Annotated in this window: 26 protein-coding genes and 1 pseudogene; 9 read left to right on the top strand and 18 right to left on the bottom strand. The window is 59.1% G+C overall.

Annotated elements, in window-relative coordinates:
• Nucleotides 1-24 precede the first annotated feature (24 nt).
• Nucleotides 25-2,409: a penicillin acylase family protein gene (locus FEZ21_RS04185; RefSeq protein WP_160626496.1), complete on the top strand. Its 2,385-nt coding sequence runs from the start codon at nt 25-27 to the stop codon at nt 2,407-2,409.
• A gap of 63 nt (nt 2,410-2,472) precedes the next feature.
• Here FEZ21_RS04185 and ubiA read toward each other — a convergent pair whose 3' ends face one another.
• On the bottom strand, nt 2,473-3,363 hold the full coding sequence (gene ubiA / locus FEZ21_RS04180; protein ID WP_003437737.1) for a 4-hydroxybenzoate octaprenyltransferase: 891 nt from the start codon (nt 3,361-3,363) through the stop codon (nt 2,473-2,475).
• Complete coding sequence (locus FEZ21_RS04175; RefSeq protein ID WP_003437740.1) at nt 3,364-3,927, bottom strand: chorismate lyase; 564 nt, start codon at nt 3,925-3,927, stop codon at nt 3,364-3,366. It lies immediately after the preceding gene.
• Between the two features lie 200 nt (nt 3,928-4,127).
• Between FEZ21_RS04175 and FEZ21_RS04170 the strand changes: the two genes are divergently transcribed.
• The 4 genes from FEZ21_RS04170 to FEZ21_RS04155 all read left to right on the top strand — a co-directional run bounded on the left by FEZ21_RS04170 (nt 4,128) and on the right by FEZ21_RS04155 (nt 6,538).
• Nucleotides 4,128-4,295 carry a rubredoxin gene (locus FEZ21_RS04170; RefSeq protein ID WP_003437744.1) on the top strand — a complete coding sequence of 56 codons (168 nt, stop codon included), beginning with the start codon at nt 4,128-4,130 and terminating at the stop codon, nt 4,293-4,295.
• A 41-nt stretch (nt 4,296-4,336) separates the two neighbouring features.
• Nucleotides 4,337-5,485 (top strand): NAD(P)/FAD-dependent oxidoreductase, encoded by a 1,149-nt coding sequence (locus FEZ21_RS04165; RefSeq protein ID WP_003437746.1) that lies wholly within the window; start codon nt 4,337-4,339, stop codon nt 5,483-5,485.
• 188 nt (nt 5,486-5,673) lie between these two features.
• The gene (locus FEZ21_RS04160; protein ID WP_003437750.1) at nt 5,674-5,949 is read left to right on the top strand and encodes an HU family DNA-binding protein; all 276 of its coding nucleotides are present in this window, start codon (nt 5,674-5,676) and stop codon (nt 5,947-5,949) included.
• 208 nt (nt 5,950-6,157) lie between these two features.
• On the top strand, nt 6,158-6,538 hold the full coding sequence (locus FEZ21_RS04155; protein ID WP_003437753.1) for a hypothetical protein: 381 nt from the start codon (nt 6,158-6,160) through the stop codon (nt 6,536-6,538).
• A gap of 77 nt (nt 6,539-6,615) precedes the next feature.
• On the opposite strand, the gene FEZ21_RS04150 is transcribed toward FEZ21_RS04155, so the two are convergent.
• The 6 genes from FEZ21_RS04150 to exbB all read right to left on the bottom strand — a co-directional run bounded on the left by FEZ21_RS04150 (nt 6,616) and on the right by exbB (nt 13,479).
• On the bottom strand, nt 6,616-8,025 hold the full coding sequence (locus FEZ21_RS04150) for an aminoacyl-tRNA deacylase and HDOD domain-containing protein (RefSeq protein ID WP_003437756.1): 1,410 nt from the start codon (nt 8,023-8,025) through the stop codon (nt 6,616-6,618).
• A gap of 69 nt (nt 8,026-8,094) precedes the next feature.
• Complete coding sequence (recG, locus tag FEZ21_RS04145; RefSeq protein ID WP_003437759.1) at nt 8,095-10,170, bottom strand: ATP-dependent DNA helicase RecG; 2,076 nt, start codon at nt 10,168-10,170, stop codon at nt 8,095-8,097.
• An 8-nt stretch (nt 10,171-10,178) separates the two neighbouring features.
• The gene (locus FEZ21_RS04140) at nt 10,179-11,099 is read right to left on the bottom strand and encodes a hydrogen peroxide-inducible genes activator (protein ID WP_003437762.1); all 921 of its coding nucleotides are present in this window, start codon (nt 11,097-11,099) and stop codon (nt 10,179-10,181) included.
• Between the two features lie 224 nt (nt 11,100-11,323).
• Nucleotides 11,324-12,070, bottom strand: coding sequence for an energy transducer TonB (locus tag FEZ21_RS04135; protein ID WP_160626494.1), 747 nt, complete (start codon nt 12,068-12,070; stop codon nt 11,324-11,326).
• A complete protein-coding gene (gene exbD, locus FEZ21_RS04130; protein ID WP_003437768.1) occupies nt 12,067-12,492 on the bottom strand; it encodes a TonB system transport protein ExbD in 426 nt (141 codons plus the stop codon). The genes FEZ21_RS04135 and exbD overlap by 4 nt, the downstream gene beginning before the upstream one ends.
• 6 nt (nt 12,493-12,498) lie before the next feature.
• Nucleotides 12,499-13,479, bottom strand: a complete 981-nt coding sequence (gene exbB / locus FEZ21_RS04125) for a tonB-system energizer ExbB (protein WP_003437770.1) — start codon at nt 13,477-13,479, stop codon at nt 12,499-12,501.
• A gap of 188 nt (nt 13,480-13,667) precedes the next feature.
• On the opposite strand from exbB, the gene FEZ21_RS04120 reads away from it, so the two are divergent.
• Nucleotides 13,668-14,519: an SDR family oxidoreductase gene (locus FEZ21_RS04120; RefSeq protein ID WP_003437773.1), complete on the top strand. Its 852-nt coding sequence runs from the start codon at nt 13,668-13,670 to the stop codon at nt 14,517-14,519.
• Between the two features lie 65 nt (nt 14,520-14,584).
• On the opposite strand, the gene FEZ21_RS04115 is transcribed toward FEZ21_RS04120, so the two are convergent.
• From FEZ21_RS04115 to FEZ21_RS04090, 6 genes are all read right to left on the bottom strand, one after another.
• Nucleotides 14,585-15,328 (bottom strand): hypothetical protein, encoded by a 744-nt coding sequence (locus FEZ21_RS04115; protein WP_160626492.1) that lies wholly within the window; start codon nt 15,326-15,328, stop codon nt 14,585-14,587.
• Nucleotides 15,329-15,396: 68 nt separating this feature from the next.
• A complete protein-coding gene (locus FEZ21_RS04110; RefSeq protein ID WP_003437778.1) occupies nt 15,397-15,777 on the bottom strand; it encodes a RidA family protein in 381 nt (126 codons plus the stop codon).
• Nucleotides 15,778-15,801: 24 nt separating this feature from the next.
• Nucleotides 15,802-17,907, bottom strand: a complete 2,106-nt coding sequence (gene spoT / locus FEZ21_RS04105; protein WP_003437781.1) for a bifunctional GTP diphosphokinase/guanosine-3',5'-bis pyrophosphate 3'-pyrophosphohydrolase — start codon at nt 17,905-17,907, stop codon at nt 15,802-15,804.
• Between the two features lie 60 nt (nt 17,908-17,967).
• Complete coding sequence (rpoZ, locus tag FEZ21_RS04100; RefSeq protein ID WP_003437783.1) at nt 17,968-18,231, bottom strand: DNA-directed RNA polymerase subunit omega; 264 nt, start codon at nt 18,229-18,231, stop codon at nt 17,968-17,970.
• 167 nt (nt 18,232-18,398) lie between these two features.
• Nucleotides 18,399-19,019: a guanylate kinase gene (gene gmk, locus FEZ21_RS04095; protein WP_003437785.1), complete on the bottom strand. Its 621-nt coding sequence runs from the start codon at nt 19,017-19,019 to the stop codon at nt 18,399-18,401.
• Nucleotides 19,020-19,032: 13 nt separating this feature from the next.
• Nucleotides 19,033-19,896, bottom strand: coding sequence for a YicC/YloC family endoribonuclease (locus tag FEZ21_RS04090; protein WP_003437788.1), 864 nt, complete (start codon nt 19,894-19,896; stop codon nt 19,033-19,035).
• Nucleotides 19,897-20,118: 222 nt separating this feature from the next.
• Here FEZ21_RS04090 and rph point away from each other — a divergent pair, with 222 nt between their 5' ends.
• Together rph and FEZ21_RS04080 are read left to right on the top strand one after the other, a co-directional pair.
• A complete protein-coding gene (gene rph / locus FEZ21_RS04085) occupies nt 20,119-20,841 on the top strand; it encodes a ribonuclease PH (protein WP_003437790.1) in 723 nt (240 codons plus the stop codon).
• 49 nt (nt 20,842-20,890) lie between these two features.
• The gene (locus FEZ21_RS04080) at nt 20,891-21,259 is read left to right on the top strand and encodes a DUF4870 domain-containing protein (protein WP_003437794.1); all 369 of its coding nucleotides are present in this window, start codon (nt 20,891-20,893) and stop codon (nt 21,257-21,259) included.
• A 60-nt stretch (nt 21,260-21,319) separates the two neighbouring features.
• On the opposite strand, the gene FEZ21_RS04075 is transcribed toward FEZ21_RS04080, so the two are convergent.
• Nucleotides 21,320-22,099: an exodeoxyribonuclease III gene (locus tag FEZ21_RS04075; RefSeq protein ID WP_003437806.1), complete on the bottom strand. Its 780-nt coding sequence runs from the start codon at nt 22,097-22,099 to the stop codon at nt 21,320-21,322.
• 81 nt (nt 22,100-22,180) lie between these two features.
• Here FEZ21_RS04075 and pyrE point away from each other — a divergent pair, with 81 nt between their 5' ends.
• Nucleotides 22,181-22,822 (top strand): orotate phosphoribosyltransferase, encoded by a 642-nt coding sequence (gene pyrE, locus FEZ21_RS04070; RefSeq protein ID WP_003437809.1) that lies wholly within the window; start codon nt 22,181-22,183, stop codon nt 22,820-22,822.
• Between the two features lie 61 nt (nt 22,823-22,883).
• Here the strand turns inward: pyrE and argB are convergent, their stop codons facing one another.
• The 3 genes and pseudogenes from argB to dut all read right to left on the bottom strand — a co-directional run bounded on the left by argB (nt 22,884) and on the right by dut (nt 25,968).
• The gene (gene argB, locus FEZ21_RS04065) at nt 22,884-23,789 is read right to left on the bottom strand and encodes an acetylglutamate kinase (RefSeq protein WP_003437812.1); all 906 of its coding nucleotides are present in this window, start codon (nt 23,787-23,789) and stop codon (nt 22,884-22,886) included.
• Nucleotides 23,790-23,814: 25 nt separating this feature from the next.
• Nucleotides 23,815-25,191 (bottom strand): annotated as a pseudogene (locus FEZ21_RS04060) (phosphomannomutase/phosphoglucomutase); the annotation flags it as partial.
• Between the two features lie 321 nt (nt 25,192-25,512).
• Nucleotides 25,513-25,968: a dUTP diphosphatase gene (gene dut, locus FEZ21_RS04055; protein ID WP_003437816.1), complete on the bottom strand. Its 456-nt coding sequence runs from the start codon at nt 25,966-25,968 to the stop codon at nt 25,513-25,515.
• Nucleotides 25,969-25,971 lie beyond the last annotated feature (3 nt).

Here is a 25,971-nt window from a genome sequence, read left to right as displayed (position 1 = left end):
GAACCAATTACAAGGAGTTGCACCATGAAACGCAGCCTGACCCTGGCCGCCCTCGTTATTGCCGCCATCGCGGGCGGTGGCGTCTGGTATGTGCAAAGCAAGCTGCCCACCCGCCAGGGCCAGGTAGCGCTGGACGGGCTGCAGGGGCCGGTCGCGGTACGGTATGACGAGCGCGGGGTGCCGCATATCCGCGCAGCTAACCAGACGGATATGTACCGCGCCCTTGGCTATGTACAGGCGCAGGACCGCCTGTTTCAAATGGAGATAATGCGTCGCCTGGCGCGGGGGGAACTGGCCGAGGTACTCGGCCCCAAGCTGATCGATACCGACAAACTGTTCCGCAGCCTGCGCATTCGCGAACGTGCCGCCAGCTATGTCGCCGAACTGGACTATCAGTCACCTTCGTGGCTGGCCCTGCAAGCCTATCTGGACGGGATCAACCAGTACCAGGCAAGCCACGCCAGACCGGTGGAATTTGACCTGCTGGGCATCACTCCGCGGCCATTCACCGCCGAAGACACGATCAGCGTCGCCGGCTATATGGCTTACAGCTTTGCAGTCGCCTTTCGTACGGAGCCATTGCTGACTTACGTACGTGACCAGTTAGGCAGCAACTACCTGAAAGTCTTCGACCTGGACTGGCAGCCCCGGGGCGTGCTGAGCCCGGCACTGTCGAGCAACGACTGGAAAAACCTCGGTTCCCTCGCCCGGCTGAGCGATCAGGCCTTGAATCAGGCCGGCCTGCCACAGTTCGAAGGCAGCAATGCCTGGGTCGTGTCGGGCAAACGTACCCAAAGTGGCAAACCGCTACTGGCAGGCGATCCGCATATCCGCTTCTCGGCGCCGGCGGTATGGTACGAAGCGCAGCTCTCGGCGCCCGATTTTGAGCTCTATGGCTACCATCAGGCCCTGGTGCCGTTCGCCTTTCTGGGCAACAACCGCGATTTTGGCTGGAGCCTGACCATGTTCCAGAACGATGATCTGGACCTGATCGCAGAGAAGACCAATCCCGACCACCCGAATCAGGTGTGGTACCACGGCCAGTGGGTCGACATGAGCAGCAGCGAGCAACAGATTGCGGTCAAAGGCCAGGCACCGGTGACCCTCACCCTGCGCCGGTCCCCCCACGGTCCGATCATCAACGATGTACTCGGTTCTGCCGCCGGCAGCACGCCGATTGCAATGTGGTGGGGCTTTCTGGAAACCCGGGACCCGATTCTCGAAGGCTTTTACCAGCTCAACCGCGCCGACACCTTGGGCAAGGCCCGCACGGCCGCCACCTATATTCACGCACCGGGCCTGAACCTGGTGTGGGCAAATGCCAAGGGCGACATCGGCTGGTGGGCGGCGGCGCAATTGCCCAAACGCCCGGCAGGGGTCAATCCCGCGTTCATTCTGGACGGCAGTACCAGCCAGGCAGACAAAGTCGGTTTTTATCCGTTCAGCGCCAACCCCCAGGAAGAGAATCCCGCGCGGGGCTATATCGTATCGGCCAACTTTCAGCCGGTATCGCCTGCCGGCATAGAGATCCCCGGTTACTACAACCTGGCGGACCGCGGCCAGCAACTCAATCGCCAGCTCAGCGAACCCGGCGTGAAATGGAACCTGAAGAACAGCCAGGCGCTGCAACTGGGCACCCGCACCGACTACGGGCAGCGTGTGCTCAAACCGCTGTTGCCAGTGCTGCGTGAAGTAGTCAGCGATCCGGCCGAACGCCAGCTGGTAGAACAACTGGCGCAATGGCAGGGCGATTATCCGCTGGACTCAACGGCCGCCACGCTGTTCAACCAGCTTCTGTTCAGCCTGGCTGACGCAGCGATGAGTGATGAGTTGGGGGATGTTTATTTCGACACCTTGCTCAGCACCCGGGTGATCGACGCCGCCTTGCCACGCCTCGCCGCAAACCCGGATTCGCCGTGGTGGGACAACCGTAATACGGCGCACAAAGAGACCCGGGCCGAGACAGTCAAGGTCGCCTGGCAAACCAGCATTGCGCAGTTGAAAGCCACCATGGGCGACGACCCGGCGCAATGGCGTTGGGGCAAGGCGCACACCTTGACCCATGACCACCCGCTGGGGCGGCAGAAACCGCTGGACTGGCTGTTTAACGTCGGTCCATTCGAGGCCCCCGGCAGCCACGAAGTACCCAACAATCTCAGCGCCAAACTCGGCCCGGCCCCCTGGGCAGTGACCTACGGCCCCTCAACCAGACGTCTGATCGACTTTGCCGAGCCGTACCAAAGCCTGACCATCAACCCGCTAGGGCAAAGCGGCGTACCCTTCGACAAACACTACCGCGACCAGGCCCGACCCTACATTGAAGGCGACTACAGCATCCCGCATATCGACGAGACAGAAATCCAGCTCAACACCCGCAGCGTCTTGCGACTGGTGCCCAAGCAACTGTAGGAGCGAGCTTGCTCGCGAGCTTTTCAATTCGACAGCCAGCTCGCTCCTGCAGGGTCCGTTCAGTCAACCCAATGCGTAATGCAGCACGATGCCCACAAAAATTGCCAAGCCGGCCCAGTGGTTGTGCAGGAAGGCTTTGAAGCAACGTTGCCGGTCGCGGTCGCGGGTATACCAGAACTCCCACACGAAGCACCCGGCCGCGACCAGCAGGCCGAGGTGGAACCAGACGCCAAGCTCGAAGTGCGCGCCCGCCAGCAGCAGACAACCCAGCGCCAGGCCTTGCAGGGTAAGGATGATCACGCGATCAGCATCGCCAAACAGAATGGCCGTGGATTTGACCCCGATTTTCAGGTCGTCTTCACGATCAGTCATGGCGTAATAGGTGTCGTAGCCCACGGTCCACAGCAGGTTGGCGATATAAAGCAACCATGCCGCGGCAGGCAGGCTGCCAGTTTCAGCGGTGAATGCCATGGGCATGCCCCATGAGAACGCCGCACCCAGCACCACTTGCGGGTAGTAGGTGTAGCGCTTCATGAACGGGTAGCTCGCCGCCAGCGCCAGACCGCCGAATGACAGCCAGATGGTCGGGGCATTGGTGCACAGCACCAGCAGGAAACTTATCCCCATCAGCAGCGCAAAAAACACCAACGCCTCTTTACCGCTGATTTTTCCGCTGACCAACGGCCGCTGCTCTGTACGTTTGACGTGGCCATCAACTTTGCGATCGGCAAAGTCGTTGATTACACAACCGCCGGCACGGGTCAGGATTACGCCGAACACAAAGATCAGCAGGTTGCTCAGCGAAGGCACACCCTTGGCGGCAATCCACAGCGCCCACAGCGTGGGCCAAAGCAGCAGGTAGATGCCGATGGGCTTGTCCATGCGGGTCAGCTGGATGAAGTCCCAGGCGCGAGGGTTCAGGCGATTGAGTGACTTGAGCAGGCGCACGTACATTCAGTTGTTCTCCGGCCGGGCACTCAGGGCGGCCCACAGTTTGGGTAAAAACACCTCGGCCACCAGCACGCTCAACGCTCCGCGTACAAAGCGCGAGCGGCGGCCCCATAGCTGATCTGCCTGATCGGCGGCAGGCAACCAGCCCCGGGGGTAGTGACACACCTGCAAGGCGCCGCGAGCAAAAGCCTGATCACAAAACAGCAGTTCACCCAGAGATCGGGTGCCCAGCTCGTCCATGTTCAGTGCGCCATCTTCCAGCGCACTTTTCGCCGCCACGCTGCGGGCAAACACCCACGGCTGTTGATGCCCGTGCAAATACACTTCGCGCACCCAGCCCTGGCTGCCTTCGGGCAGGCTGAGGGCTGCACATTCATCCTGGCGCAAGGCCTGCCAGCCCTCAAAGAGCGGCTGCACACTAAAGGCACCCTCCGAGAGCACAGTCAGACGTCGGGTCAAAGAGCCTTGATCGAACAACCAGTCGAGGGTTTGCTCATCAGGCAATGCAGGAAGCTGGTCTTTTTCAAGCCAGACAGGGGAGATCAGCGGGTAAGTTATGTGCGGCACAGTGGGTCATAATTGGCAGCCATTGAGGCCGGCGAGCTTATCACGCGGATCTTTGATTGAGCGGCCGAGGATTATTTGGCAGCGATCGTGCTTGCATCTACCGGTCGTCATCAGTACAAAACGCCCTGAATTGACGAGAGACCTGGCGAATCTGAAAAAGCCTGTGGCCTCGTATTAGCCTGAACTTGAGGAAGAACCCGATGAAAAAGTGGCAATGCATCGTATGTGGACTGATTTATAACGAAGCCGACGGCTGGCCGGATGACGGCATTGCTCCCGGTACGCTGTGGCAAGACGTACCTGAAGACTGGCTGTGCCCGGACTGCGGGGTTGGCAAAATGGATTTCGAGATGATCGAAATCAACTGATCTACCCCCCTCAAAACCTGACTCACCCCATGGAGATTGGAATGAACGCACCTGTCGTGATCGTTGGTACCGGGCTGGCGGGCTATAACCTGGCCCGGGAGTTTCGCAAGCTGGACAGCGAAACCCCGCTGCTGTTGATCACGGCCGATGACGGCCGCTCCTACTCCAAGCCCATGCTGTCCACCGGCTTTGGCAAGAACAAAGAAGCTGACGGCCTGAGCATGGCGATGCCTGGAGCCATGGCACAACAGCTCAATGCCCAGGTGCGTACCCATACCCGCATCAGCGGAATCGACCCGGGCCACAAGCAGCTGTGGATCGGTGAAGAAGCCGTTGCCTATCGCGACCTGATTCTGGCGTGGGGCGCGCAAACGGTGCAGGTGCCGGTGGAAGGGGATGCCCAGGATTCAATCTTCCCGATCAATGACCTCGAAGATTACGCCCGCTTCCGCGCAGCCGCCGCGGGCAAGCGTCGGGTTCTGATTCTGGGCGCAGGCCTGATCGGCTGCGAGTTTGCCAATGACTTGATCGCAGGCGGCTATGAAGTTGATCTGGTCGCACCCTGCGAGCAAGTCATGCCAACCCTGTTGCACCCCGCGGCGGCGGCAGCAGTCCAGGCGGGCCTTGAAAGCCTGGGCGCGCGCCTGCACCTGGGCCCGGTTCTGACCCGCCTGCAGCGCACCGATGACGGACTCCAGGCACATTTGTCAGATGCCAGCGTGATCGACTGCGATGTGGTGGTATCGGCCATTGGCTTGCGTCCGCGCATCGATATGGCGGCTGCCGCCGGGATCCGGGTCAACCGCGGGATCGAGGTGAGCCGTCTGCTCAAAACCTCCCATGACAACATCTATGCCCTGGGCGACTGCGCCGAGGTCGATGGGCTGAGCCTGTTGTATGTGATGCCGCTGATGAGCTGCGCCCGGGCACTGGCACAAACCCTCGCAGGCAATCCCACTGCTGTCAGCTACGGTGCGATGCCGATTACGGTCAAAACCCCGGTTTGCCCGCTGGTGGTGTCACCCGTGCCACGTGGCCATGAAGGGGTCTGGACCGTGGAAGGCCAGGGCGCAGATATCAAAGCCTTGTGCCGCGATGCTGAAGGCAAATTGCTAGGTTATGCACTGACGGGTGAGGCTGTTCGCGAAAAACTGGCGCTGAACAAAGAGCTGCCGGCACTTTTGGCGTAAATACGGTTAACTCTGTCGCATATGACATTGCCTTGCTTTAACAAAGCCGGTGCAGAGGCTGGCGCCGGCCTTGGCCGCGTGCCATTCTCACACCGGTCTGCCGCAGAGTAGAGCCTGCGGCGCCTTGGCGCTGCTCCATAGAGAGCAGCACGGACATAACAACAAAAAACCGTCAAAGAGGCTTCATCATGCGTAAACCAGATCTCGCCAACGCTATCGCCGAAAAGGCTGACCTCACCAAAGAGCAAGCCAACCGCGTACTCAACGCAGTGCTTGAAGAAATCACCCAGGCCCTGCATCGCAAAGACAGCGTGACGCTGGTCGGTTTCGGCACCTTTATTCAGCGCCATCGTGGCGCTCGCACCGGACAGAACCCGCAAACCGGTGAGCCGGTAAAAATCAAGGCCAGCAACACCGTCGCTTTCAAGCCGGGCAAGTTCCTGAAAGACAGCGTCAATCCATAAAGCACTGAGTGGCCGCTGCTCGTAACGGCCTTGAAGAATGGGCAAGCTGGCTCGGCTAGCGGCCCATTCTTGATATCTTCCCACTCAATCGTGCGGCCATAAGTGGCAAAACCCCCACCATCTACGCCAATCCATGCAGATATATGGCGTTCCTCGTTCAAATCGTTACACTGCGCCGGCTATTTAATTTTTCCCCGAGGCCGCGTACATGAAATTTCGTTTTCTGCTCTGGATGCTGGGCTTTTTGATGGGCAAAGCCAGCCGTAAAAACCCTGCTTTTCAGCAGCAACTGGTCGATAAGGACCTGGTTTTCCAGCTGCAAACCCTCGATGGCACAGTGGCCCGTCACTTCAAAGTCAAAGATCAGCGCATCACCAGCCATTCGGGCACGTACCCCGACCCTGCATTTTCCATCAGTTTTAAAGATGCAGCCTACGGCTTCGCCACGCTGCAGGCGAAGAACAAGCAGCTGGCATTCATGACCGGGATTCAGGACAAATCGATTCAGATCAAAGGCAACCCGGCGCTGGTCATCTGGTTCCAGGGCCTGACCAAGTACCTCAAACCGCGCAAAAAGCCCAAGGCCTGATACTTCAACCGTAGGAGCGAGCTTACCTCGCGAGCTGTTTACGCTTGGAAGAGCTCGCTCCTACAGGTAACGGCGGGCTAAGCCCGGCCAAATTGCGCTGCCATTTCGCGAAACAGCACCTCCGCCTCCAACACTTTGCTGACAACGTCTTCAGCCTTTTCGCGGGGGACGCCCAGCCGTTCGAACACGGCGTCGGGAAGTGGCGCACAGGATCCGGTGCCGATTGCCCGGCTACGCAACAACCCCAGTGCCACGCAGACCAGGTTCGGGAAGTGTGCATCAGCGCCGCTAAAGTGCGGATCGTGTTGAAAACGCAACGCCGTCGCCAATTCTGGCGGCATGCCCCAGTACCGCATCACCCAGGCGCCCATTTGCTCGCGGCTGATGCCCAGCAAATGCTGTTCGATGACGCCATGGCTGACGTGCGGGTTGACTTCAAGGTGACGGCAAATCAATGAGAAGTGCGGCGGAAACACATGGGCCAGGAGCAAATAGCCGAAGTTGTGCAACAGCCCGGCCAGGTAGGTGAGGCCGACTTCCGGACGCTGGGCCCGGGGCATGGCCCGGGTCAGCCCTTCGATGACCGCTGCCGTGTAGATCGACTGCTGCCAGTAGGGGACGCTTGATTGCGGATGATCCTTGGGCACACCCAGGCTTTTTCCCAGCGCCAGACTCAGCGCAAGGTTGATCACCAGATCGACCCCCAGCACCCGCATGATGGCGTCTTCAACCGAACGGATTTTACTTTGTGAGGCGTAGTACGACGACGATGCCCAGCTCATGACCTGCGCCGCCAGCGCCGGGTCGGTTTCGACAACACTGGTAATTTCATCGATGGTCACGTTCGGGTCGACCCGCAACCGCATGATTTTGCGCACGCTCTCGGCCAGGGGCGGCAACTCGATGGTGTCTTCCAGCCGTTGCTGGATTCGTCGCGCGGTGAATGCCTGGACCGCCCGGCAGATCGCCGCGCCATCATCGTCGGCATGATCAGGGTTAAGCGTGATGGCACTCACGGACTCGCCAAAACGACCGCCGCTGGCATTGCTCAGCAGAAGCTTGAAGTCTTCCCGGGTCATCTCCAGCCACAAACCGGGCTCCCCCCCGCCGACCAGCAACAGAGGCTGCTGCAGCAATTGCTCTTCATACAGACATGGCGAGCCGATGAGTGCCGGCACGCCCGGCAACAGGCTCAGGTTGTGTCTGCCGAGCATCTGCTCAAGCCGCTCAGGTGCGATAGCCGTCATGCGCCGGCCGGTTAAATCAGCCAGACGATTGAGGTCGAGCAAGTGGCTCTGCGCGAACAGCACCATCAGCACGCCCACCGAGTCCTCGAGCAACACAGCCTGGACCTTGCAGCCCGGGTTGAGCCCGGGGTGGTCGCGGACTTCTCGACAGGTAATGCCCAGATCAGCAAGCAGCCGCCGGATGACCGGCGGTGTGCTTGAAAAGGCTGGAGCGCCGGCGACTTCAGTGAAGATCTGCATTCGATTCCTGCAACTCAAATTTGATAAGCGTCACTTGATCGGCCGCAAATCTGATTACTGAACGAAATTTCATACCTGGCCATATTGCTGGCCATGCCTGAGCCAGCGGTCCAGCAGTGGACTGACATGGCTCGGCCAGCGTTCAATCAGGGTCAGGGCGGCGTCGCGCACGGCGGGTAACAGGTCGGCATCACGCATCAGGTCAGCCACTTTGAATTGCAGCAGGCCGGTTTGCCGGGTGCCGAGCATTTCGCCGGGACCGCGCAGCTCGAGGTCTTTTTCGGCGATCACAAAACCATCGTTGGTCTCACGCATGATGCCCAGACGCTGGCGCCCGATTTGCGACAGCGGCGGGTGGTACAGCAGCACGCAATGACTGGCGGCGCTGCCCCGGCCTACCCGGCCACGCAACTGGTGAAGCTGGGACAGGCCCAGACGCTCGGGGTTTTCGATGATCATCAAACTGGCATTGGGCACGTCAACGCCTACTTCGATTACCGTGGTGGCGACCAGCAACTGCAATTCGCCAGCCTTGAACTGCGCCATGACTGCGGCCTTTTCTGCAGCCTTCATGCGCCCGTGAATCAGGCCCACGCGCAACTCGCCCAAGGCACTGGAGAGGTCTTCAAAGGTGGTCTCGGCGGCCTGACAGGTCATCTCTTCAGACTCTTCAATCAGGGTGCATACCCAGTAGGCCTGGCGGCCTTCGGCACAGGCTGCACGTACCCGCTCGATCACTTCGATGCGCCGCGTATCGACCACCAGCACGGTATTGACCGGGGTTCGCCCGGGTGGCAGCTCATCGAGAATCGAAGTGTCGAGGTCGGCGTATGCGCTCATGGCCAGCGTCCGCGGAATCGGCGTGGCCGTCATGATCAACTGGTGCGGACACATCACACCGCCCACCCCTTTGTTGCGCAGGGCCAGACGTTGCTGGACGCCAAACCGGTGTTGCTCATCGATGATCACCAGAGCCAAGTTCTTGAACTGCACCTGATCCTGAAACAAGGCATGGGTGCCAACGACCATGGGCGCGCCATTGGCAATTTGCTCCATCGCACTGGCCCGGGCCTTGCCTTTGAGCTTGCCGGCCAGCCATGCAACTTCAAGACCCAGCGGCTCCAGCCAGCGCTTGAAGTTGATGTAGTGCTGCTCGGCGAGGATTTCCGTCGGCGCCATCAGTGCCACCTGGTAGCCGGCTTCCAGCGCCTGCAAGGCGGCCATCGCAGCGACCACTGTCTTGCCTGCCCCCACATCACCCTGAATCAGGCGCAGCATGGGTTCAGGCTGACTGAGGTCGTAAGCCACTTCGTTGCCGACTCGCACCTGGGCACCGGTGGGCGGGAACCCCAGGTTGGCCAGAAACTGCGCAGGCAGTTTTTCGGCTTTGGGCAAAGCAGGCGCCTGCTGGGAGCGCAGGCTCTCGCGCAATCGCTGCTGCGAGAGTTGATGGGTCAGCAGTTCCTCAAACGCCAGGCGGTGTTGCGCCCAGTGATGGCCCAACGCGAGCTCTTCGACATCGGCGTCGGCCGGCGGCTGATGCAGATAGCGAATGGCTTGATCCAGCGGGGCCAGCTGGTGCTCCTTGGCCAACTCCGCCGGCAGCCAGTCAGGCAAGCTGCGCGGGCCGAGCAGGGCGAGGCTTTGCTGGCTGAGCTGGCGCAGACGCTGCTGGGTCAGACCTTCGGTTGTAGGATAAATCGGTGTCAGCGTGGTATCGACCGGAGGCGGCTCATCGCCGGTGATGGCACGGTATTCCGGATGGTAGATCTCCAGCCCCGATGCGCCGGGGCGGGCCTCGCCATAGCAGCGCACTTCGGTGCCACGCTTGAGACTTTCTTTTTGTGCATTGCTGAAATGGTAGAACCGCAGGCTCAGGCCCCCGGTGCCATCATTGATCCGTACCAGCAAGCTGCGACGCTTGCCCATGACCACATCAGCGCCGATCACCCGGCCTTCGACCACCGCATCCTGACCGGGGCGCAGGGCGCCGATGGGCACCACGCGAGTCCGGTCCTGATAGCGCAACGGTAAATGGAAGAGCACATCCTGCAGGTTTTCCAGGCCCACCTTGGCCAATTTTTCTGCCATGGCCTCGCCTACGCCCTTGAGCGCGGTGACCGCCACTTTCGACAACTCGGTCATCGGCAGGCTTACTTCGCGGCAGGCGGCTTGGCCACCGAACACAGGCGGATCGAGTCGGCGAGGATTTCAATCGCCTTGGGCCGCGGAAAGCTGGCACGCCAGGCGATGGCGACTGTACGAAAAGGTACCGGCGGAGTCAGCGGACGCACAGCCAATATGCCCGGGGCATAGTGGTGACTGTCGACAGCCGACAATGGCAGGATCGAAATGCCCAACCCTGAAGCAACCATGTGCCGAATGGTTTCCAGCGAGCTGGACTCGACCGTGGTGTGCTGCGAGCCGTCCTTGCCTTTGGCCAGGGTCGGACAGGCTTCAAGCACCTGGTCGCGGAAGCAGTGTCCTTCGCCCAGCAAGAGCAGGCTCTTGTCGTTGAGCAGACTGGCATCGATGGTCTCTTTCTGCGTCCATGGATGCTCGCTCGGCATCAACACGTAGAACGGCTCGTCGTAGAGCGGCAAAGTCAGCACATCGGCTTCATTGAAGGGCAGAGCGATGATAATCGCGTCCAGTTCGCCGTTGCGCAGCTTGTCCCGCAGTACATGGGTGAAGTTTTCTTCGATGTACAACGGCATTTGCGGGGCGACCCGGTGCAGCTGCGGAATCAGGTGCGGAAACAGGTACGGGCCTACGGTGTAAATGGCGCCTACCTTGAGCGGAGCGGTCAGCTGGTTCTTGCCGGCCTGGGCCAGTTCACGAATGCCCTGGGCCTGCTCCAGTACCTTTTGCGCCTGGGCAACGATACCTTCGCCCACCGGGGTAAGGCGCACGGCACTTTTGCTGCGCTCGAAAATCAGCACACCGAGTTCGTCTTCCAGTTTTTTCACACCCACCGACAAGGTCGGCTGGCTGACGTGGCAACGTTCAGCCGCGTGGCCGAAGTGTTGTTCTTGGGCGAGCGTAACGATGTAGCGTAATTCTGTAAGCGTCATAGCGGGCGTCCCTGTGGCTGCGAGCCAAGCATAGCGGCTGCAATCGATAGACGCACGTTATCAGACATTAGCCCCGGAGCTACAGTCGCTAATCAATGCAAGGGAGGTTTAATACTGTGCAAACGGGTTTAGCAGCGATGCAGCCGCCCCTGTGTTGCGGGCGACTGCACTGTTGCCAGCGCTGGCAAGCCAGCGCCTACAGGACTTTTATCCGGGCCGAGGCTTTATCGCCGACGTTTATCGATGGAATAAACGAAGGGTGCCACGATCTCGATGGTGCCATTGGTCAGCATTTCGGCCGGCGGCTTGGGCAACGGCTGTGCCCGGCGAATCATTTCCAGGGTGGCCCGGTCCAGATCCGCATTGCCTGAACGACCTACCAACTCATAGGACAGCACCTTGCCTTCACCGTCTACCACGAAGCGCAGCCGGTTCAGACCTTCCTTGCCTCGCGACTGAGCGGAAGCCGGGTACTTCTTGTACTTGCCCAGGTGAGCCAGCAATGTGCCTTCCCAACTGGCTTTAGCCGCCAGTTGTTGTGCCGACGGGCTAGGAGCCGGGGCGGCAGACTTCTCGCTCGGCGCCTTGGTCGGTGTGGCGTCGCTAGGTTTCTCTTCTGAAGGCTTCTCTTTAACCGGCTCGGTTTTTTCCACAGGCTTGGGCGGTTGTGGCTTCTGCTTGGGCTTGACCGGTTTCGGGACAGCTATTTTCGGCTTGGGCGCTTCGGCCAGCTTGGGTATCGGCAGCTCTTCCACAGGGGCCGGCGGCTGTGGCGGTGTCACCACTTTCGGCGGCGCAGGCGGTGGCGGTGCTGGCAGCGGTGCCAGATCAACCATCATCGCTTGCGGTGGAAGTTCGACGGCCCGCGGGCTGGACCATTGCATGGCAAGAATGACTGCCACTGCATGGATAGCCAACACCGCGACCAGGCTGATTGCGTAACGCGTCATCTTTTGGCGCGCTATGGTCATTTCTTGGCTGCCGTCTCTAGTCCGACCAGACCCACCTTCAAGTAACCGGCTGCGCGCAATGCATCCATCACGCCCATCAAGTCACCGTAGTCCACGCCTTTATCGGCCTGGAAGAAGATCGTCGTGTCTTTCTTGTTGTGAGTCCTGGCATCCAGGGTCGCACCCAGGGCTTCAACACTGACCGGCTCTTCACCCAGGTACAGGCGCTGGTCAGCCTTGACGCTGAGGAACACCGGCTTCTCGGGACGAGGCGCCGGTTTGGCGGTGGAAGCTGGCAGGTCAACCTTGATATCCACAGTGGCCAGCGGTGCTGCCACCATGAAGATGATCAGCAGTACCAGCATCACGTCAATAAAAGGCGTGACGTTGATTTCATGGTTCTCGGCGAGATCGTCATCGCCTTCTTTTAAATGCAGGCCCATGGCCGATTACCCCACTTTCACCATGTGCGGTTGCGAGCTGCGCTCGGGCGGCAGGTGATCGAGGTCACGGCTAACCAACAGCAACACTTCTGCCGATGCGTCTGCCACTTGAGCCTTGTAGCCAGTGATAGAGCGGGCGAAGACGTTGTAAATCACTACCGCAGGGATCGCAGCAACCAGGCCCAGTGCAGTGGCCAGCAGGGCCTCGGCAATACCCGGTGCCACAACGGCCAGGTTGGTGGTCTGGGTTTTGGCGATACCGATGAAGCTGTTCATGATCCCCCAAACGGTACCGAACAGACCGACGAACGGTGCGGTGGAACCGATGGTGGCGAGGATGCCGGTGCCGCTGCTCATGTTGCGGCCACAGGCGGCAACCAGACGCTCAAGGCGGAAGCTGACGCGCTCCTTGATGCCTTCTTTTTCGCGGCTATTGGCCGACAGGCGCATTTCTTCCAGTGCGTCCTGCACCAGCAGGTGCGCCAGCGTGCCTTCTTTGGTTGCAGATTCGCTGGCTTCCTTGAGGGTGCGGGCTTTTTTCAGGTTGGCGATTTCAACCCGCAGACGACGCTTGGCGCCCAGGACTTCAAAGCCTTTGGCAATCCAGATGGTCCAGGTGATGATCGAGGCGATAGCCAGGCCGATCATGACGATCTTGACGATGATGTCCGCGTTTTTGTACATGCCCCAAGGAGACAGGTCATGGGCCATGCCCAGCGTGTTGTCTTCTTCAAGAACTTGCGGAGCGTCATCGGCCGGGGCAACAGCGCCTTCAGCCAGCACAGGGTCGGTTGCACCCGGCGCAGCAACTGGGGCCGCAGCCTCAATAGCCGGTTGCGCAGCCGGAGCAGCCGGAGCCGCTGGCTCGTCGGCAAAGACTGCGCCCGGGGCCAGCAAAAGGCTGAACATCAGCGCAGCAAGCCCGCGCCAGAGGCGTGCCGGACTCAAAAACTGGGTTGGCGAAGCGGTGGAATGATTGCGTGTCATGCTAGCCGGACCTGAGAAAAGTAAGAAGGTTATGCCCTGCAACGCGTCTTGAGACCCGGGGCAAATGATGAGTTATTATTGCAAGTAATTCTTGTTAACAAAAGCAATAGCATCTGTTTTTTTCAAAAGTCACGACCTTGGTCGTGCCTGAACATGTACTTTTGTAACTTTAAATTAGGAGTTTTGAGATGCCCAAAGCCTCGGTTCTGATCGCCGGATGCGGTGATGTCGGAAGTCGTCTGGCGGCTCAACTGCCGGCCAATAACTGGCAGGTCTATGGGCTGCGACGCTCCATTGAGCGGTTACCTGCAGGCGTCACAGGCGTGGCGGGGGACCTGTTCAGCGACCAGTGCCCCGGGCAATGGCCTGAAGGCAACATTGACTATCTGGTGTACAGCGCCGCCGCCACCGACCACGACGAGGCCGGCTATCAGGCCGCTTATATAGAAGGTTTGAAGCACACGCTGGGCTGGCTCAAGCAAAAAGGCCAGCAGCCAAAGCGCTTGCTGTTTGTCTCCAGCAGCGGGGTGTATAGCCAGACGGAAGGCGAATGGGTCGATGAAACCTCGCCTGCCGAAGCCACAAGCTACTCGGGGCGAATCATGCGTGAAGCCGAGCAGATCGCATTGAACAGCGGTATTGCTGCCAGCGTGGTGCGCCTCACCGGGATTTACGGACCCGGTCGCGAATGGATGTTGGGGCAAGTCCGCAAGGGCTATCGCGTGGCAGTCGATCCGCCGCTGTATGGCAACCGCATCCATGCCGATGACGCAGGCGGCCTTCTGGCATTCCTGCTCCAGGCCGACCTGCAGGGCAAAACCCTGGAGGATTGCTATATCGGCGTGGATAACGCGCCGGTACCTTTGGCTGAAGTCGTGGGCTGGCTGCGTGAACGTCTGGGTATTACCGAATGGGCTGCCGAAGCCAGCGTGCGCCGGGCCGGCAGCAAACGCTGCAGCAACGCACGGGCCAAGGCCCTGGGCTGGGAACCGCGCTATCCGAGTTATCGCGAAGGCTACAGCGCGATGCTAGCGGATTGACTCTCTCTGCGGGAGCGAGCTTGCCGGCGATACCATCGCCAGCAAGCTCTTGCAGCAGGCCAGGCTTAAAGCTGCTTTTCCAGTACCCATTCACGCTTGCCCGGGTATAGCTGGGGCATTTCGTCAGGCTTGGCAGAATCCAGCGCCTGGAAGATCTCCAGCTGGCGACCATTGCGCACAAAAATGTGCGCCGCACCTGTCTCGTCCTGTTCCAGCCAGAGACTGTCGTACTCGCCGCTCATTGATGCGCAGTCGCCCGCCAGGCACAGGGCGTAAGCATTGGCTTCAGGTAAACCGGTAATCCGGCCATCGGCAAAAAAGGTCACTTGATTGCCTTGCCCTTTACCGCTGACCACACGCCACTGACCGCCCAGATAGGCAGTCTTGAGCGCGTGCTCGAAATTGGTGCCCAAAGGCGCGTCGCTTGTCAGGTTGATGGGGGAACGAACAAAGGATTGTTGCGGATCGGACTCACCCGCAGCCTGTACCAGCTCGTCGCCATTGAGGCTCAAGTCGGTGGCCGCGCTGCCATAAATATTGACCTGCCAAACCCCTTTGTTTCCAGGCATCAGCTTGCCTTCAACCCACTCAAAACCATTGGTGTAGTTGGCTTTGGCCTGTCTGGAATCAATTTGCCATTCAAGATTTGGCCCGTTGGCCAGCAGGGCTTCACGCAAATTGCCGCCTTTGGCAGCTTCATTGATCGCGGCCTGGTTGATCCAGACGCCACTGATATCGCGATGGGCGGGGCCGCTGGCACAGCCACCCAGGAAAATGGTGAGCAGCGAGAAAGCGAGCGCTTTGCGCATGGCGGAATCCTTTTAAAGCGGGGCAAGCGGGGGGTTGGCGCAGCATGAAGGCGCTGCGCCGAGGGGTGTTACTCAATGACCAGAATAGCGTCCATCTCAACCTGCGAACCCTTTGGCAGGGCCGCAACGCCGATAGCGGCACGAGCCGGGTATGGCTGTTCGAAGTATTTACCCATGATTTCGTTGACCTTGGCGAAGTGGCTGAGGTCAGTCAGGAAAATATTCAGTTTGACGATGTCCTTGAACGAACCGCCTGCTGCTTCAGCCACGGATTTCAGGTTTTCGAATACCTGAATGGTCTGGGCTTCAAAACCTTCAACCAGTTCCATGGTTTTTGGGTCCAGCGGGATCTGACCGGACATGTAGACAGTATTGCCAGCTTTGATCGCCTGAGAGTAAGTACCGATAGCAGCAGGTGCCTTATCGCTGGTGATTACAGTCTTGGTCATGGGTGACTCCTTGTAATTAGATGGCTACGCACGCATACGAGTGATGCGGATAACCCCGTTAAGGGCGCGCAGTTTTTTGATCACGCGGGCCAGATGCACACGGTCGTGCACGCTGACCACCAGTTGGACAACGCTGATACGACCATCGCGTTCGTCCATGCTGATTTTTTCGATGTTGCCGTCGGCTGCGTTGACGCTGCTGGCAAGCAGCGCAATCAGGCCACGCTGGTGCTCCAGTTCGACACGCAACTCGACGTTGAATTCACCGGTGACATCCTTGGCCCACGAAAGCTGGACACATTTTTCGGGGTTGTGCCGAATTTCACTGATATTGCGGCAGTTATCCAGGTGCACAACCATGCCTTTGCCCGCGGACAGGTGACCCACGATCGGGTCTCCCGGGATCGGCGTACAACATTTGGCATAACTGAGTACCAGACCTTCGGTACCGCGAATCGCCAGTGGACCTTCCGGGCTCGGCAGCTGTTCGCCTTCCCCCATCAGACGCCGGGCAACGACGTAAGCCATGCGATTGCCCAGGCCGATGTCTTCCAGCAGGTCTTCGACCTGCTCCAGACGATACTCCTGAAGCATGGCCTGAATGCGCTCGGCCGGGATCTTGTCCAGCGCGCTGTTGAAGCCGTTGAGCACCTTGTTCAGCAAGCGTTCGCCAAGGTTCACGGACTCGGAACGGCGCTGCAATTTCAGGGCGTGACGGATATGCGTACGCGCCTTGCCGGTAACCACAAAGTTGAGCCACGCCGGGTTGGGGCGGGCACCGGGGGCGCTGACGATCTCGACCGTGGAACCACTTTGCAGCGGCTCGGACAGCGGTGCGAGACGCCGGTTGATACGGCATGCAATACAGCTGTTGCCGACGTCGGTGTGCACCGCGTAGGCAAAATCGACTGCGGTGGAGCCTTTGGGCAGCTCCATGATCCGGCCTTTAGGCGTGAACACGTAGACCTCGTCCGGAAACAGGTCGATCTTCACGCTTTCGATAAATTCGAGGGAGTTGCCGGCGCGCTGCTGCATCTCCAGCACGCCCTTGACCCATTGCCGCGCCCGGGCATGGGTCCCCGTGTGCTGCTCGTCGCCACTGGACTTGTACAACCAGTGGGCGGCAATACCGTTGTTGGCCATTTCTTCCATTTCACGGGTACGGATCTGAATTTCGATCGGTACGCCATGCATGCCAAACAGCGTGGTATGCAGCGACTGATAGCCGTTGGCTTTGGGAATCGCGATGTAGTCTTTAAACCGTCCCGGCAGTGGTTTGTACAAATTATGTACAGCACCCAAAACCCGGTAGCAGGTGTCGACCTTGTCGACGATGATCCGGAACGCGTAAACGTCCATGATCTCGTTGAAGGCCCGGCGCTTGCCGCGCATTTTTTTATAAATGCCGTAAATATGCTTTTGACGGCCGCTGACTTCGCCCTGAATGCCGTCTACGGCTAAACAGTGGCTGAGCGACTCTTCAATTTTGTTGACGATTTCCTTGCGATTGCCCCGGGCGCGCTTGACCGCCTGATAGATGCGCGCGGAGCGCATCGGGTACATCGCCTTGAAACCGAGATCTTCGAATTCGATACGAATGCTGTGCATGCCCAGCCGATTGGCAATGGGCGCGTAGATTTCCAGGGTTTCCTTGGCAATCCGCCGGCGTTTTTCGCCGGACAGCACTTCGAGGGTACGCATGTTGTGCAGACGGTCAGCCAGCTTGACCAGAATCACGCGAATATCCCGCGCCATGGCCATGGCCATTTTCTGGAAGTTTTCAGCCTGGGCTTCGGCCTTGGTCTCGAAGTTCATCTGGGTCAGCTTGCTGACGCCATCGACCAGTTCGGCCACGGTTTCGCCGAACTGCGCGACAAGCGCTTCCTTGGCAATACCGGTGTCTTCGATCACGTCATGCAGCATGGCAGCCATCAGGCTTTGATGGTCCATATGCATGTCGGCAAGAATGTTCGCCACTGCCAGCGGATGCGTGACATAAGGCTCGCCGCTACGTCGGCGTTGGCCGTCGTGGGCTTGTTCGGCGTAGAAGTACGCTCGTCGGACCAGATTGACCTGGTCCGCACTGAGGTAAGTCGACAAGCGATCGGCGAGGGCGTCTATGCTCGGCAAGAGGAAACCTCCTGCCAAAACTTTTTACCCTTCGCCGTGCTACGTCGACCGGGCATAGGCTTAGTTCGCCTCGTTGGACTCGTCCTCGAACGCTGCGAACAGCGGTTCGTCTTCGACGATTTCAGCGTTGGCGATAAACTCGTAGCTCATCAGGCCTGCAGCGATTTCACGCAAGGCAACAACGGTAGGCTTGTCATTTTCCCACTCAACCAAAGGCTCTTTACCGCCGGTGGCCAGTTGACGGGCACGCTTGGTAGAGAGCATGACCAGCTCAAAGCGGTTATCCACGTGTTCTAGACAGTCTTCAACGGTTACGCGGGCCATGGTCTTCCTCGTAGCAAATGCAATATGCGCGCTGCCCGGATGGGCGAGCGGACTCAACAGTTTAAAAAATCACCAGCCATTAGGGAAGCGCTGATTTTTCAAGCGCCCCCCGAAACCCGCTGTAAGCGCCAATGTAAAGCCCTTACAGGGGTTTTGGGAAGAGCCCTTTAACCCAGCAATTCAGCCAGTAATTTGCCAAAACGCTGCTGCTGACGTTTTTGCTGGAGGCGATTGGCGTGAAAAATTGCCTTCAGGTCCTCCAGTGCCAGCGCAAAATCATCATTGATGATCAGGTAGTCATAGTCGACGTAGTGGCTCATTTCACTCACGGCTTCACGCATGCGCCCGTCAATGATTTCGTCGCTGTCCTGCCCGCGATTGTCCAGACGCTCACGCAAGGCTTGCTGGCTCGGCGGCAGGATGAAGATCGAACGCGCCTGCGGCATCAGCTGGCGAACCTGCTCGGCGCCTTGCCAGTCGATTTCCAGAATCAGGTCGTGACCTTCATCCAGGGTCTGCTGCAAATGGCTCTGCGAAGTACCGTAAAGGTTGCCGAACACCTCGGCGCGCTCCAGGAAATCACCGTGTTCGATCATTTTCACGAACTCTTCGCGTTCGACGAAATGATAGTTCACGCCGTTGACCTCACCCGGGCGCATGGCGCGGGTGGTGTGCGAAACCGAGACGCGAATCTGCGGTTCGAGGTCGATCAATGCCTTGACCAGACTGGTCTTGCCTGCGCCCGAAGGGGCAGAAACGATATAAAGGGTGCCGGTGCTATGGGTCATGTCAGGGAGAGCCTTACTCAATATTCTGTACTTGTTCGCGCATCTGCTCGATCAACACCTTGAGGTTGACCGCCGCCTGGGTACTGCGCGGATCGAATGCCTTGGAACCGAGGGTGTTGGCCTCCCGGTTGAGTTCTTGCATCAGGAAGTCGAGGCGCCGGCCGGCGGCTCCACCGGACTTGAGCACGCGCCGCACCTCAAGGATGTGGGTACTCAGGCGGTCAAGCTCTTCGGCGACGTCGCTTTTTTGCGCCAGCAGGACCATTTCTTGCTCAAGACGCTGGGGATCAAGCTCGGCCTTCATGTCAGCAAAGCGATCGAGCACCTTTTGCCGCTGGGTGGCCAGCATCTGTGGCACGAGTTCACGCAAAGTCTCGACATCAGCCTCGATCGCGGTCAGTCGCTCGCTGATCAGGCGCGCCAGTTCGGCGCCTTCGCGCTCGCGGCCGTTTTTCAGTTCCTGCAGCGCCTGCTTGAACAGCACCAGCGCCTGATTGTTCAGGGCCTGAGGGTCGCTTGCATCCGCCACCAATACGCCTGGCCAGGCCAGCACTTTCAGCGGATCCAGCGCAGCCGGCTGCTTGATCAGGCTGGCGATGGATTCGGCGGCGGCCACCAGTTGCGCCGCACGCTCACGGTCAACCTGCAGCGGCTTGCCCGTGGTTTCTTCGGTGAAACGCAGCGTGCATTCCAGCTTGCCACGTGAGATCCCCTGACGCAGCGCTTCACGCACCGCACCTTCGAGGTCACGCAAAGACTCGGGCAGGCGCAGGTGCGGCTCCAGGTAGCGGCTATTGACCGAGCGCAGCTCCCAGCTCAGGGTGCCCTGAGTGCCGGCACTTTCGACGCGGGCAAAGGCGGTCATGCTATGCACCATGGAGGTACCTCGCGATTCGATGAATTTAGCCTGACGGCCATTGAGGCGAAGGATTGTAACGCAGTGCAGGGGACGGCCCCAAATGACGTCTGTCGTAAAAGTACCCGGTGTCATGGCGCTCCCAAGGGGGCGGCGAGCCGGGCATGCAATTATTAGGCGTGTCCTGTCGGGCCATGGCCTTTATAATGCTCGGCAGTTTTCCGTCCCGTACAGGTATCCCACATGAAACGTCCAAGTGGTCGCGTTGCCGATCAGCTCCGTCCGATCCGCATCACCCGCAACTACACCAAACACGCAGAGGGTTCTGTACTGGTCGAGTTCGGTGACACCAAAGTCATCTGCACCGTCAGCGTCGAAAACGGCGTGCCACGCTTCCTTAAAGGCCAGGGCCAGGGCTGGCTGACTGCCGAATACGGCATGCTGCCCCGCGCCACCGGCGACCGCAACCAGCGTGAAGCCAGCCGCGGCAAGCAAGGCGGACGTACCCTGGAAATCCAGCGCCTGATCGGCCGCTCGCTACGCGCCGCACTGGACATGTCCAAGCTGGGCGACATCACCCTGTACGTCGACTGCGACGTGATCCAGGCCGACGGCGGCACTCGCACGGCCTCGATCACCGGCGCCATGGTTGCCCTGGTCGACGCTTTGAAGCTGATCAAGAAACGCGGCGGCCTCAAGGGCGGCGACCCTCTCAAGCAGATGATTGCAGCGGTCTCGGTGGGCATGTATCAGGGCGAGCCAGTGCTCGACCTCGACTATCCTGAAGATTCGGCAGCCGAAACCGACCTGAACGTCGTAATGACCAGCACCGGTGGCTTCATCGAAGTTCAGGGCACTGCCGAAGGCGCGCCATTCCAGCCTGAAGAGCTGAACGCCATGCTGGCACTGGCGCAAAAGGGCATGACCGAAATTTTCGCCCTGCAACAAGCTGCACTGGCCGACTAACATCGCCGAGCTGTATGCCGAAGCCGTCTGTAACCATCTGGAGAACGCCATGAGCGAGCTGGACCTTTCAAAACCCGAGCCGAGCCGCGATGCTCGTAAATGGGCCATGTTTTGTCACTTTTCAGCGTTCCTCGGGATGTGGTTTCCGTTTGGCAGCCTGATCGGCCCGCTGATCCTGTGGCAGGTAAAGCGTGAAAGCGATCCGTTCATCGATGACCAGGGCAAGGAAGCCCTGAACTTTCAGATCACCGTGGCGATTGCTTCGGCCATTTGCTACGTGCTGATGTTTGTTCTGATCGGTTTCGCCCTGCTCGGCCTGGTCCTGATCGGCGCAGTGGTGCTGGTGGTGATTGCCGGCGTCAAGGCCAATGACGGAGTGGTATACCGCTACCCCTTCACCTGGCGCCCGATCAAGTAAACCAGCACCCACAAAAAAGCCGACAGCGATGTCGGCTTTTTTGTGGCTTCGAAAAAACACCTAGATAGTCAGTGTCCAGTCGTAGTCCACGATCAATGGCGCATGTTGCGAGAAGCGTGGCTGACGCGGCAGGCGAGCGCTTCGTACGAAGCGGCGCAGACCCGGTGTCAACAACTGGTAGTCGAAACGCCAGCCCAGATTAAGCATCTCGGCCTGTTCGTTATCCGGCCACCAGCTGTACTGATCGCCTTCACGACTGACTTCACGCAGGGCATCGACATAGCCCATATTGCCGACAATCTCGTCCATCCAGGCCCGCTCAGGCGCCAGGAAACCAGGAGATTGCTGGCTGTCACGCCAGTTTTTAATGTCGAGTTTCTGCTGCGCCACATACAGCGAGCCGCAGTAGATGTACTCACGACGCTTGCGACGCTGCTTATCCAGATAGCGTGCAAAGTCGTCCATTAGCTTGAATTTTTGATTCAAGTCTTCATCGCCGTTCTGCCCCGAAGGGAGCAGCAAGGTCGCGATGCTGACCTTATCGAAATCGGCTTGCAGGTAGCGCCCGTAGCGATCGGCCGTCTCGAAGCCAAGCCCAGTGATGACTGCTTTCGGTTGCAAGCGCGAATACAAAGCCACACCGCCTTGGGCAGGGACTTCAGCTTCGCAGGCATAAAGAAAGTAGCCATCCAGCTGGTAGGCTGGATCGTCCAGTTCAAAGGCGGAGGCGCGGGTGTCCTGCAGGCAGATAACGTCGGCATTCTGAGCTTGCAGCCAACTGAGCAAACCGCGCTCGACTGCCGTCTGAATACCATTGACGTTCACACTGATGATCCGCATAAATGGCCCCAAAAATCACGTGCGTGTATGATACACGCCGTCTAACCAATTAGCTAAATCCGTGGCATCTGGGGCCTTTACATGCAAGCGTATCAGCGCGACTTCATCCGTTTTGCCATCGATCGCGGCGTTTTGCGCTTCGGTGAGTTCACCCTGAAGTCCGGGCGCACCAGTCCTTACTTCTTCAATGCCGGCCTGTTCAACACCGGCTCCGCACTGGCTCAACTGGGGCGTTTCTACGCTGCCGCCATCGTTGACAGCGGTATCTCCTTCGACGTCCTGTTTGGCCCGGCCTACAAAGGCATTCCACTGGCGGCAACCACCGCAGTGGCCCTGGCAGAACACCATGACCGCGACCTGCCATGGTGCTTCAACCGCAAAGAAGCCAAAGCCCACGGCGAAGGTGGCAGCCTGGTCGGCTCGCCGCTCGAAGGCAATATCCTGATCATCGACGACGTGATCACCGCCGGCACCGCCATCCGTGAAGTCATGCAGATCATCCAGGCCCAGGGCGCCAAAGCCGCAGGCGTGCTGATTGCCCTGAACCGTCAGGAGCGTGGCAATGGCGAGCTGTCAGCCATTCAGGAAGTCGAGCGTGACTTTGGTATTCCTGTGGTCAGCATCGTTTCCTTGAACCAGGTGCTGCAGTACCTGGCCGAAGACGAAACGCTCAAGCAATACCTGCCAGCCGTTGAAGCCTATCGGGCGCAGTACGGGATCTAGTCCGCACAGCCAAAAAAAAGCCCCGCCCGGCAATCGCCGGACGGGGCTTTTCTGGTTTTGCTTAAACCGTCTTGCTGTTGGTAATCAGGGTACCGACACCGGTATCAGTGAAGATTTCCAGCAGCACCGCGTTCGGTACACGACCGTCGACGATGTGCGCAGTGGTCACGCCACCTTGCACGGCTTCCAGCGCGCAGCGGATCTTGGGCAGCATGCCGCCGTAGATGGTGCCATCGGCAATCAGGTCATCCACCTGGGCAGTGGTCAGCCCGGTCAGCACCTTGCCCTGCTTGTCCATCAGGCCCGCGATATTGGTCAGCAACATAAGCTTTTCAGCTTTCAGCGCTTCGGCGACCTTACCCGCCACCAGATCCGCGTTGATGTTGTAGGACTCGCCGTTTTCACCCACGCCAATCGGCGCAATTACCGGGATGAAATCACCCTTGGTCAGCATGTTCAGCAGGTCAGTGTTGATCCCGACCACTTCGCCCACATGCCCGAAATCGATGATTTCCGGGCTGGTCATTTCCGGTGTCTGGCGGGTAACCACCATTTTCTTGGCCCGGATCAGCGTGGCGTCTTTACCGGTCAGGCCTATGGCGCTACCGCCATGGCGGTTGATCAGGTTGACGATCTCTTTGTTCACATGGCCGCCGAGCACCATTTCAACCACATCCATGGTTTGCGAGTCTGTGACCCGCATACCGTCGATGAAATGGCTCTCGATGGACAGGCGCTTGAGCAAATCACCGATTTGCGGACCGCCACCATGGACCACGACCGGATTGATACCCACGGCCTTCATCAACACGATGTCGCGGGCAAACCCGGTTTTCAGCTCATCGTTTTCCATAGCGTTGCCGCCGTACTTGATCACCAGCGTCTTGCCGACGTAACGGCGAATATAGGGCAGCGCTTCGGACAAAACCTTGGCGACGTTGGAGGCGGCATCACGTTCGAGGGTCATTCAGGGCTCCGGTAGAACAAATCGATCAAAACGGTAGTTGGAGATCAGGCGCCACACGCTTCAATTGGGCGTGAAAGACATCCTTGATACGTTGCAGTTCGGCCTCGGTCTCTGCCTCGAATCGCAGCACCAGCACCGGAGTGGTGTTGGAGGCGCGAACCAGGCCCCAGCCGTGTGGATAGTCGACCCGAACACCATCAATGGTGGTCAGCTCGGCGGCTTCACCCCATTGGGCATCGTGCAGGGCGTCAATGATGCTGAATTTGCTCTCATCCGTCACATCGATATTGATCTCTGGCGTAGAAATATCGTTGGGGAAGGTCTCAAACAGCTCTTCGGCTGTCGCCTGGCGCTTGCTGAGGATCTCCAGCAGGCGCGCAGCACTGTAAATACCGTCATCAAAACCGAACCAGCGCTCTTTGAAAAAGATATGCCCGCTCATTTCTCCGGCCAGCAAGGCACTGGTTTCCTTCATCTTCTTTTTGATTAACGAATGACCGGTCTTCCACATAAGTGGCCGACCGCCACATTCTTCGATCCAGGGCGCCAGACGACGGCTGCATTTCACATCAAAAATGATCTCGGCAGCCGGGTTGCGCACCAGCACATCCTGAGCGAACAGCATCAGCAAGCGATCCGGGAACACCATGGTGCCGGTATTGGTCACGACACCGACACGGTCGCCGTCGCCATCAAAGGCCAGGCCAAGGTCGGCATTGGTTTCTTTAACCTTGGCGATCAGGTCCAGCAGATTCTCGGGCTTGCCCGGGTCCGGGTGGTGGTTGGGGAAATTACCGTCCACCTCGCAGAACAACGGGATCACTTCGCAATTCAGGGCTTCGATCAGTTGCGGGGCAATCACGCCTGCCGCACCGTTACCACAGTCGACCACCACTTTAAGACGCCGGGCCAGCTTGATGTCCCCGGTAATTTCATCGAAGTAGCGCGGCAAAATCTCAACCCGGGTGATGCTGCCTTCACCCCAAGTCAGATCATTGCTCTTGAGGCGGGTATGCAGCGCCTGTATTTGCTCGTTGGCCAGGGTGTCGCCAGCGATCACGATCTTGAAGCCGTTGTAGTTGGACGGGTTATGGCTGCCCGTGAGCATCACCCCCGACTTGCCCCTCAGCACGCTGGCCGCGTAATACAGCGCCGGCGTCGGTACCAGGCCTACATCGCTGACATGGCAACCGCTGTCGGCCACACCCTGAATCAAACGCTCCACCAGTTCCGGACCCGACAACCGCCCGTCACGCCCCACCGATACATGGGGCTCACCCTGGGCCAGGCTTTCGGCGCCAATGGCACGGCCAATCCAGTAGGCAGTTTCAGCGGTCAAGGTTTCAGGCACCACACCGCGAATGTCATAGGCGCGGAAGATGCTGTCAGGGAATTGCGGCGCGACCGAAGCTGGGCTGCTCATTAAAAAGGATGCTCCATTTTCTGAGAATTCGGGGTGTGCACTGAAACTGCCAGGCACACGAACGTCGACCTTGCCCTACGGCGAGCATTCACCGGTTGACGGGGAGCGGTCGAGCATAAGCTGTGGCTTTGGACGGCGTTTTGACGCGAGAGTTCGTGAGGCCAGTTGGCATTACGGGGCGTATGGCACAAGGCTGCCATCGATTTTGGCAATAAACAGAGTGACTGCATTGGCGCGAGCTTCATCCTGAATTACCACGCTAACGAGTCAGGTCAGGCAGGGCGCCTGACCTGAGTACAATCAGAGGCTGCCGGAATGACCGAAGCCGCCAGCACCACGCTGGCTTTCGTCGAATTCTTCGACCAGCTCAAAGTGCGCCTGCACCACCGGCACCAGCACCAGCTGAGCAATACGCTCACCGATGGTGATGTTGAAGGCGGTTTGACCACGGTTCCAGCACGAAACCATCAGTTCGCCCTGATAATCGGAGTCGATCAGGCCGACCAGGTTACCCAGCACGATGCCGTGCTTATGACCCAGGCCGGAGCGCGGCAGGATCAGCGCCGCCAGGCCCGGATCACCGATGTATACCGACAGACCGGTCGGGATCAACAGGGTCTGGCCCGGTTCCAGAACGGTGTCTTGTTTAAGCATGGCGCGCAGATCAAGACCGGCGGAGCCGGGCGTGGCGTACTGCGGCAGCGGAAATTCGCTACCAATGCGTGGATCGAGGATTTTGGCTTGCAAAGCGTGCATACG

Origin of the sequence: Pseudomonas sp. 9.1(2019), from assembly GCF_009910445.1 — a bacterium.
GTDB lineage: Bacteria > Pseudomonadota > Gammaproteobacteria > Pseudomonadales > Pseudomonadaceae > Aquipseudomonas > Aquipseudomonas paraversuta.
This window is presented reverse-complemented; position numbering and strand designations above follow the sequence as displayed.

Bases quoted from the DNA above. Each gene is read 5' to 3' on its own strand.
- FEZ21_RS04185 (WP_160626496.1), top strand. From the start codon at position 25: ATGAAACGCAGCCTGACCCTGGCCGCCCTCGTTATTGCCGCCATCGCG.
- ubiA (WP_003437737.1), bottom strand. From the start codon at position 3,363: ATGTACGTGCGCCTGCTCAAGTCACTCAATCGCCTGAACCCTCGCGCC.
- FEZ21_RS04170 (WP_003437744.1), top strand. From the start codon at position 4,128: ATGAAAAAGTGGCAATGCATCGTATGTGGACTGATTTATAACGAAGCC.
- FEZ21_RS04165 (WP_003437746.1), top strand. From the start codon at position 4,337: ATGAACGCACCTGTCGTGATCGTTGGTACCGGGCTGGCGGGCTATAAC.
- FEZ21_RS04160 (WP_003437750.1), top strand. From the start codon at position 5,674: ATGCGTAAACCAGATCTCGCCAACGCTATCGCCGAAAAGGCTGACCTC.
- FEZ21_RS04155 (WP_003437753.1), top strand. From the start codon at position 6,158: ATGAAATTTCGTTTTCTGCTCTGGATGCTGGGCTTTTTGATGGGCAAA.
- FEZ21_RS04150 (WP_003437756.1), bottom strand. From the start codon at position 8,025: ATGCAGATCTTCACTGAAGTCGCCGGCGCTCCAGCCTTTTCAAGCACA.
- recG (WP_003437759.1), bottom strand. From the start codon at position 10,170: ATGACCGAGTTGTCGAAAGTGGCGGTCACCGCGCTCAAGGGCGTAGGC.
- FEZ21_RS04140 (WP_003437762.1), bottom strand. From the start codon at position 11,099: ATGACGCTTACAGAATTACGCTACATCGTTACGCTCGCCCAAGAACAA.
- FEZ21_RS04135 (WP_160626494.1), bottom strand. From the start codon at position 12,070: ATGACCATAGCGCGCCAAAAGATGACGCGTTACGCAATCAGCCTGGTC.
- exbD (WP_003437768.1), bottom strand. From the start codon at position 12,492: ATGGGCCTGCATTTAAAAGAAGGCGATGACGATCTCGCCGAGAACCAT.
- exbB (WP_003437770.1), bottom strand. From the start codon at position 13,479: ATGACACGCAATCATTCCACCGCTTCGCCAACCCAGTTTTTGAGTCCG.
- FEZ21_RS04120 (WP_003437773.1), top strand. From the start codon at position 13,668: ATGCCCAAAGCCTCGGTTCTGATCGCCGGATGCGGTGATGTCGGAAGT.
- FEZ21_RS04115 (WP_160626492.1), bottom strand. From the start codon at position 15,328: ATGCGCAAAGCGCTCGCTTTCTCGCTGCTCACCATTTTCCTGGGTGGC.
- FEZ21_RS04110 (WP_003437778.1), bottom strand. From the start codon at position 15,777: ATGACCAAGACTGTAATCACCAGCGATAAGGCACCTGCTGCTATCGGT.
- rpoZ (WP_003437783.1), bottom strand. From the start codon at position 18,231: ATGGCCCGCGTAACCGTTGAAGACTGTCTAGAACACGTGGATAACCGC.
- gmk (WP_003437785.1), bottom strand. From the start codon at position 19,019: ATGACCCATAGCACCGGCACCCTTTATATCGTTTCTGCCCCTTCGGGC.
- FEZ21_RS04090 (WP_003437788.1), bottom strand. From the start codon at position 19,896: ATGGTGCATAGCATGACCGCCTTTGCCCGCGTCGAAAGTGCCGGCACT.
- rph (WP_003437790.1), top strand. From the start codon at position 20,119: ATGAAACGTCCAAGTGGTCGCGTTGCCGATCAGCTCCGTCCGATCCGC.
- FEZ21_RS04080 (WP_003437794.1), top strand. From the start codon at position 20,891: ATGAGCGAGCTGGACCTTTCAAAACCCGAGCCGAGCCGCGATGCTCGT.
- FEZ21_RS04075 (WP_003437806.1), bottom strand. From the start codon at position 22,099: ATGCGGATCATCAGTGTGAACGTCAATGGTATTCAGACGGCAGTCGAG.
- pyrE (WP_003437809.1), top strand. From the start codon at position 22,181: ATGCAAGCGTATCAGCGCGACTTCATCCGTTTTGCCATCGATCGCGGC.
- argB (WP_003437812.1), bottom strand. From the start codon at position 23,789: ATGACCCTCGAACGTGATGCCGCCTCCAACGTCGCCAAGGTTTTGTCC.
- dut (WP_003437816.1), bottom strand. From the start codon at position 25,968: ATGCACGCTTTGCAAGCCAAAATCCTCGATCCACGCATTGGTAGCGAA.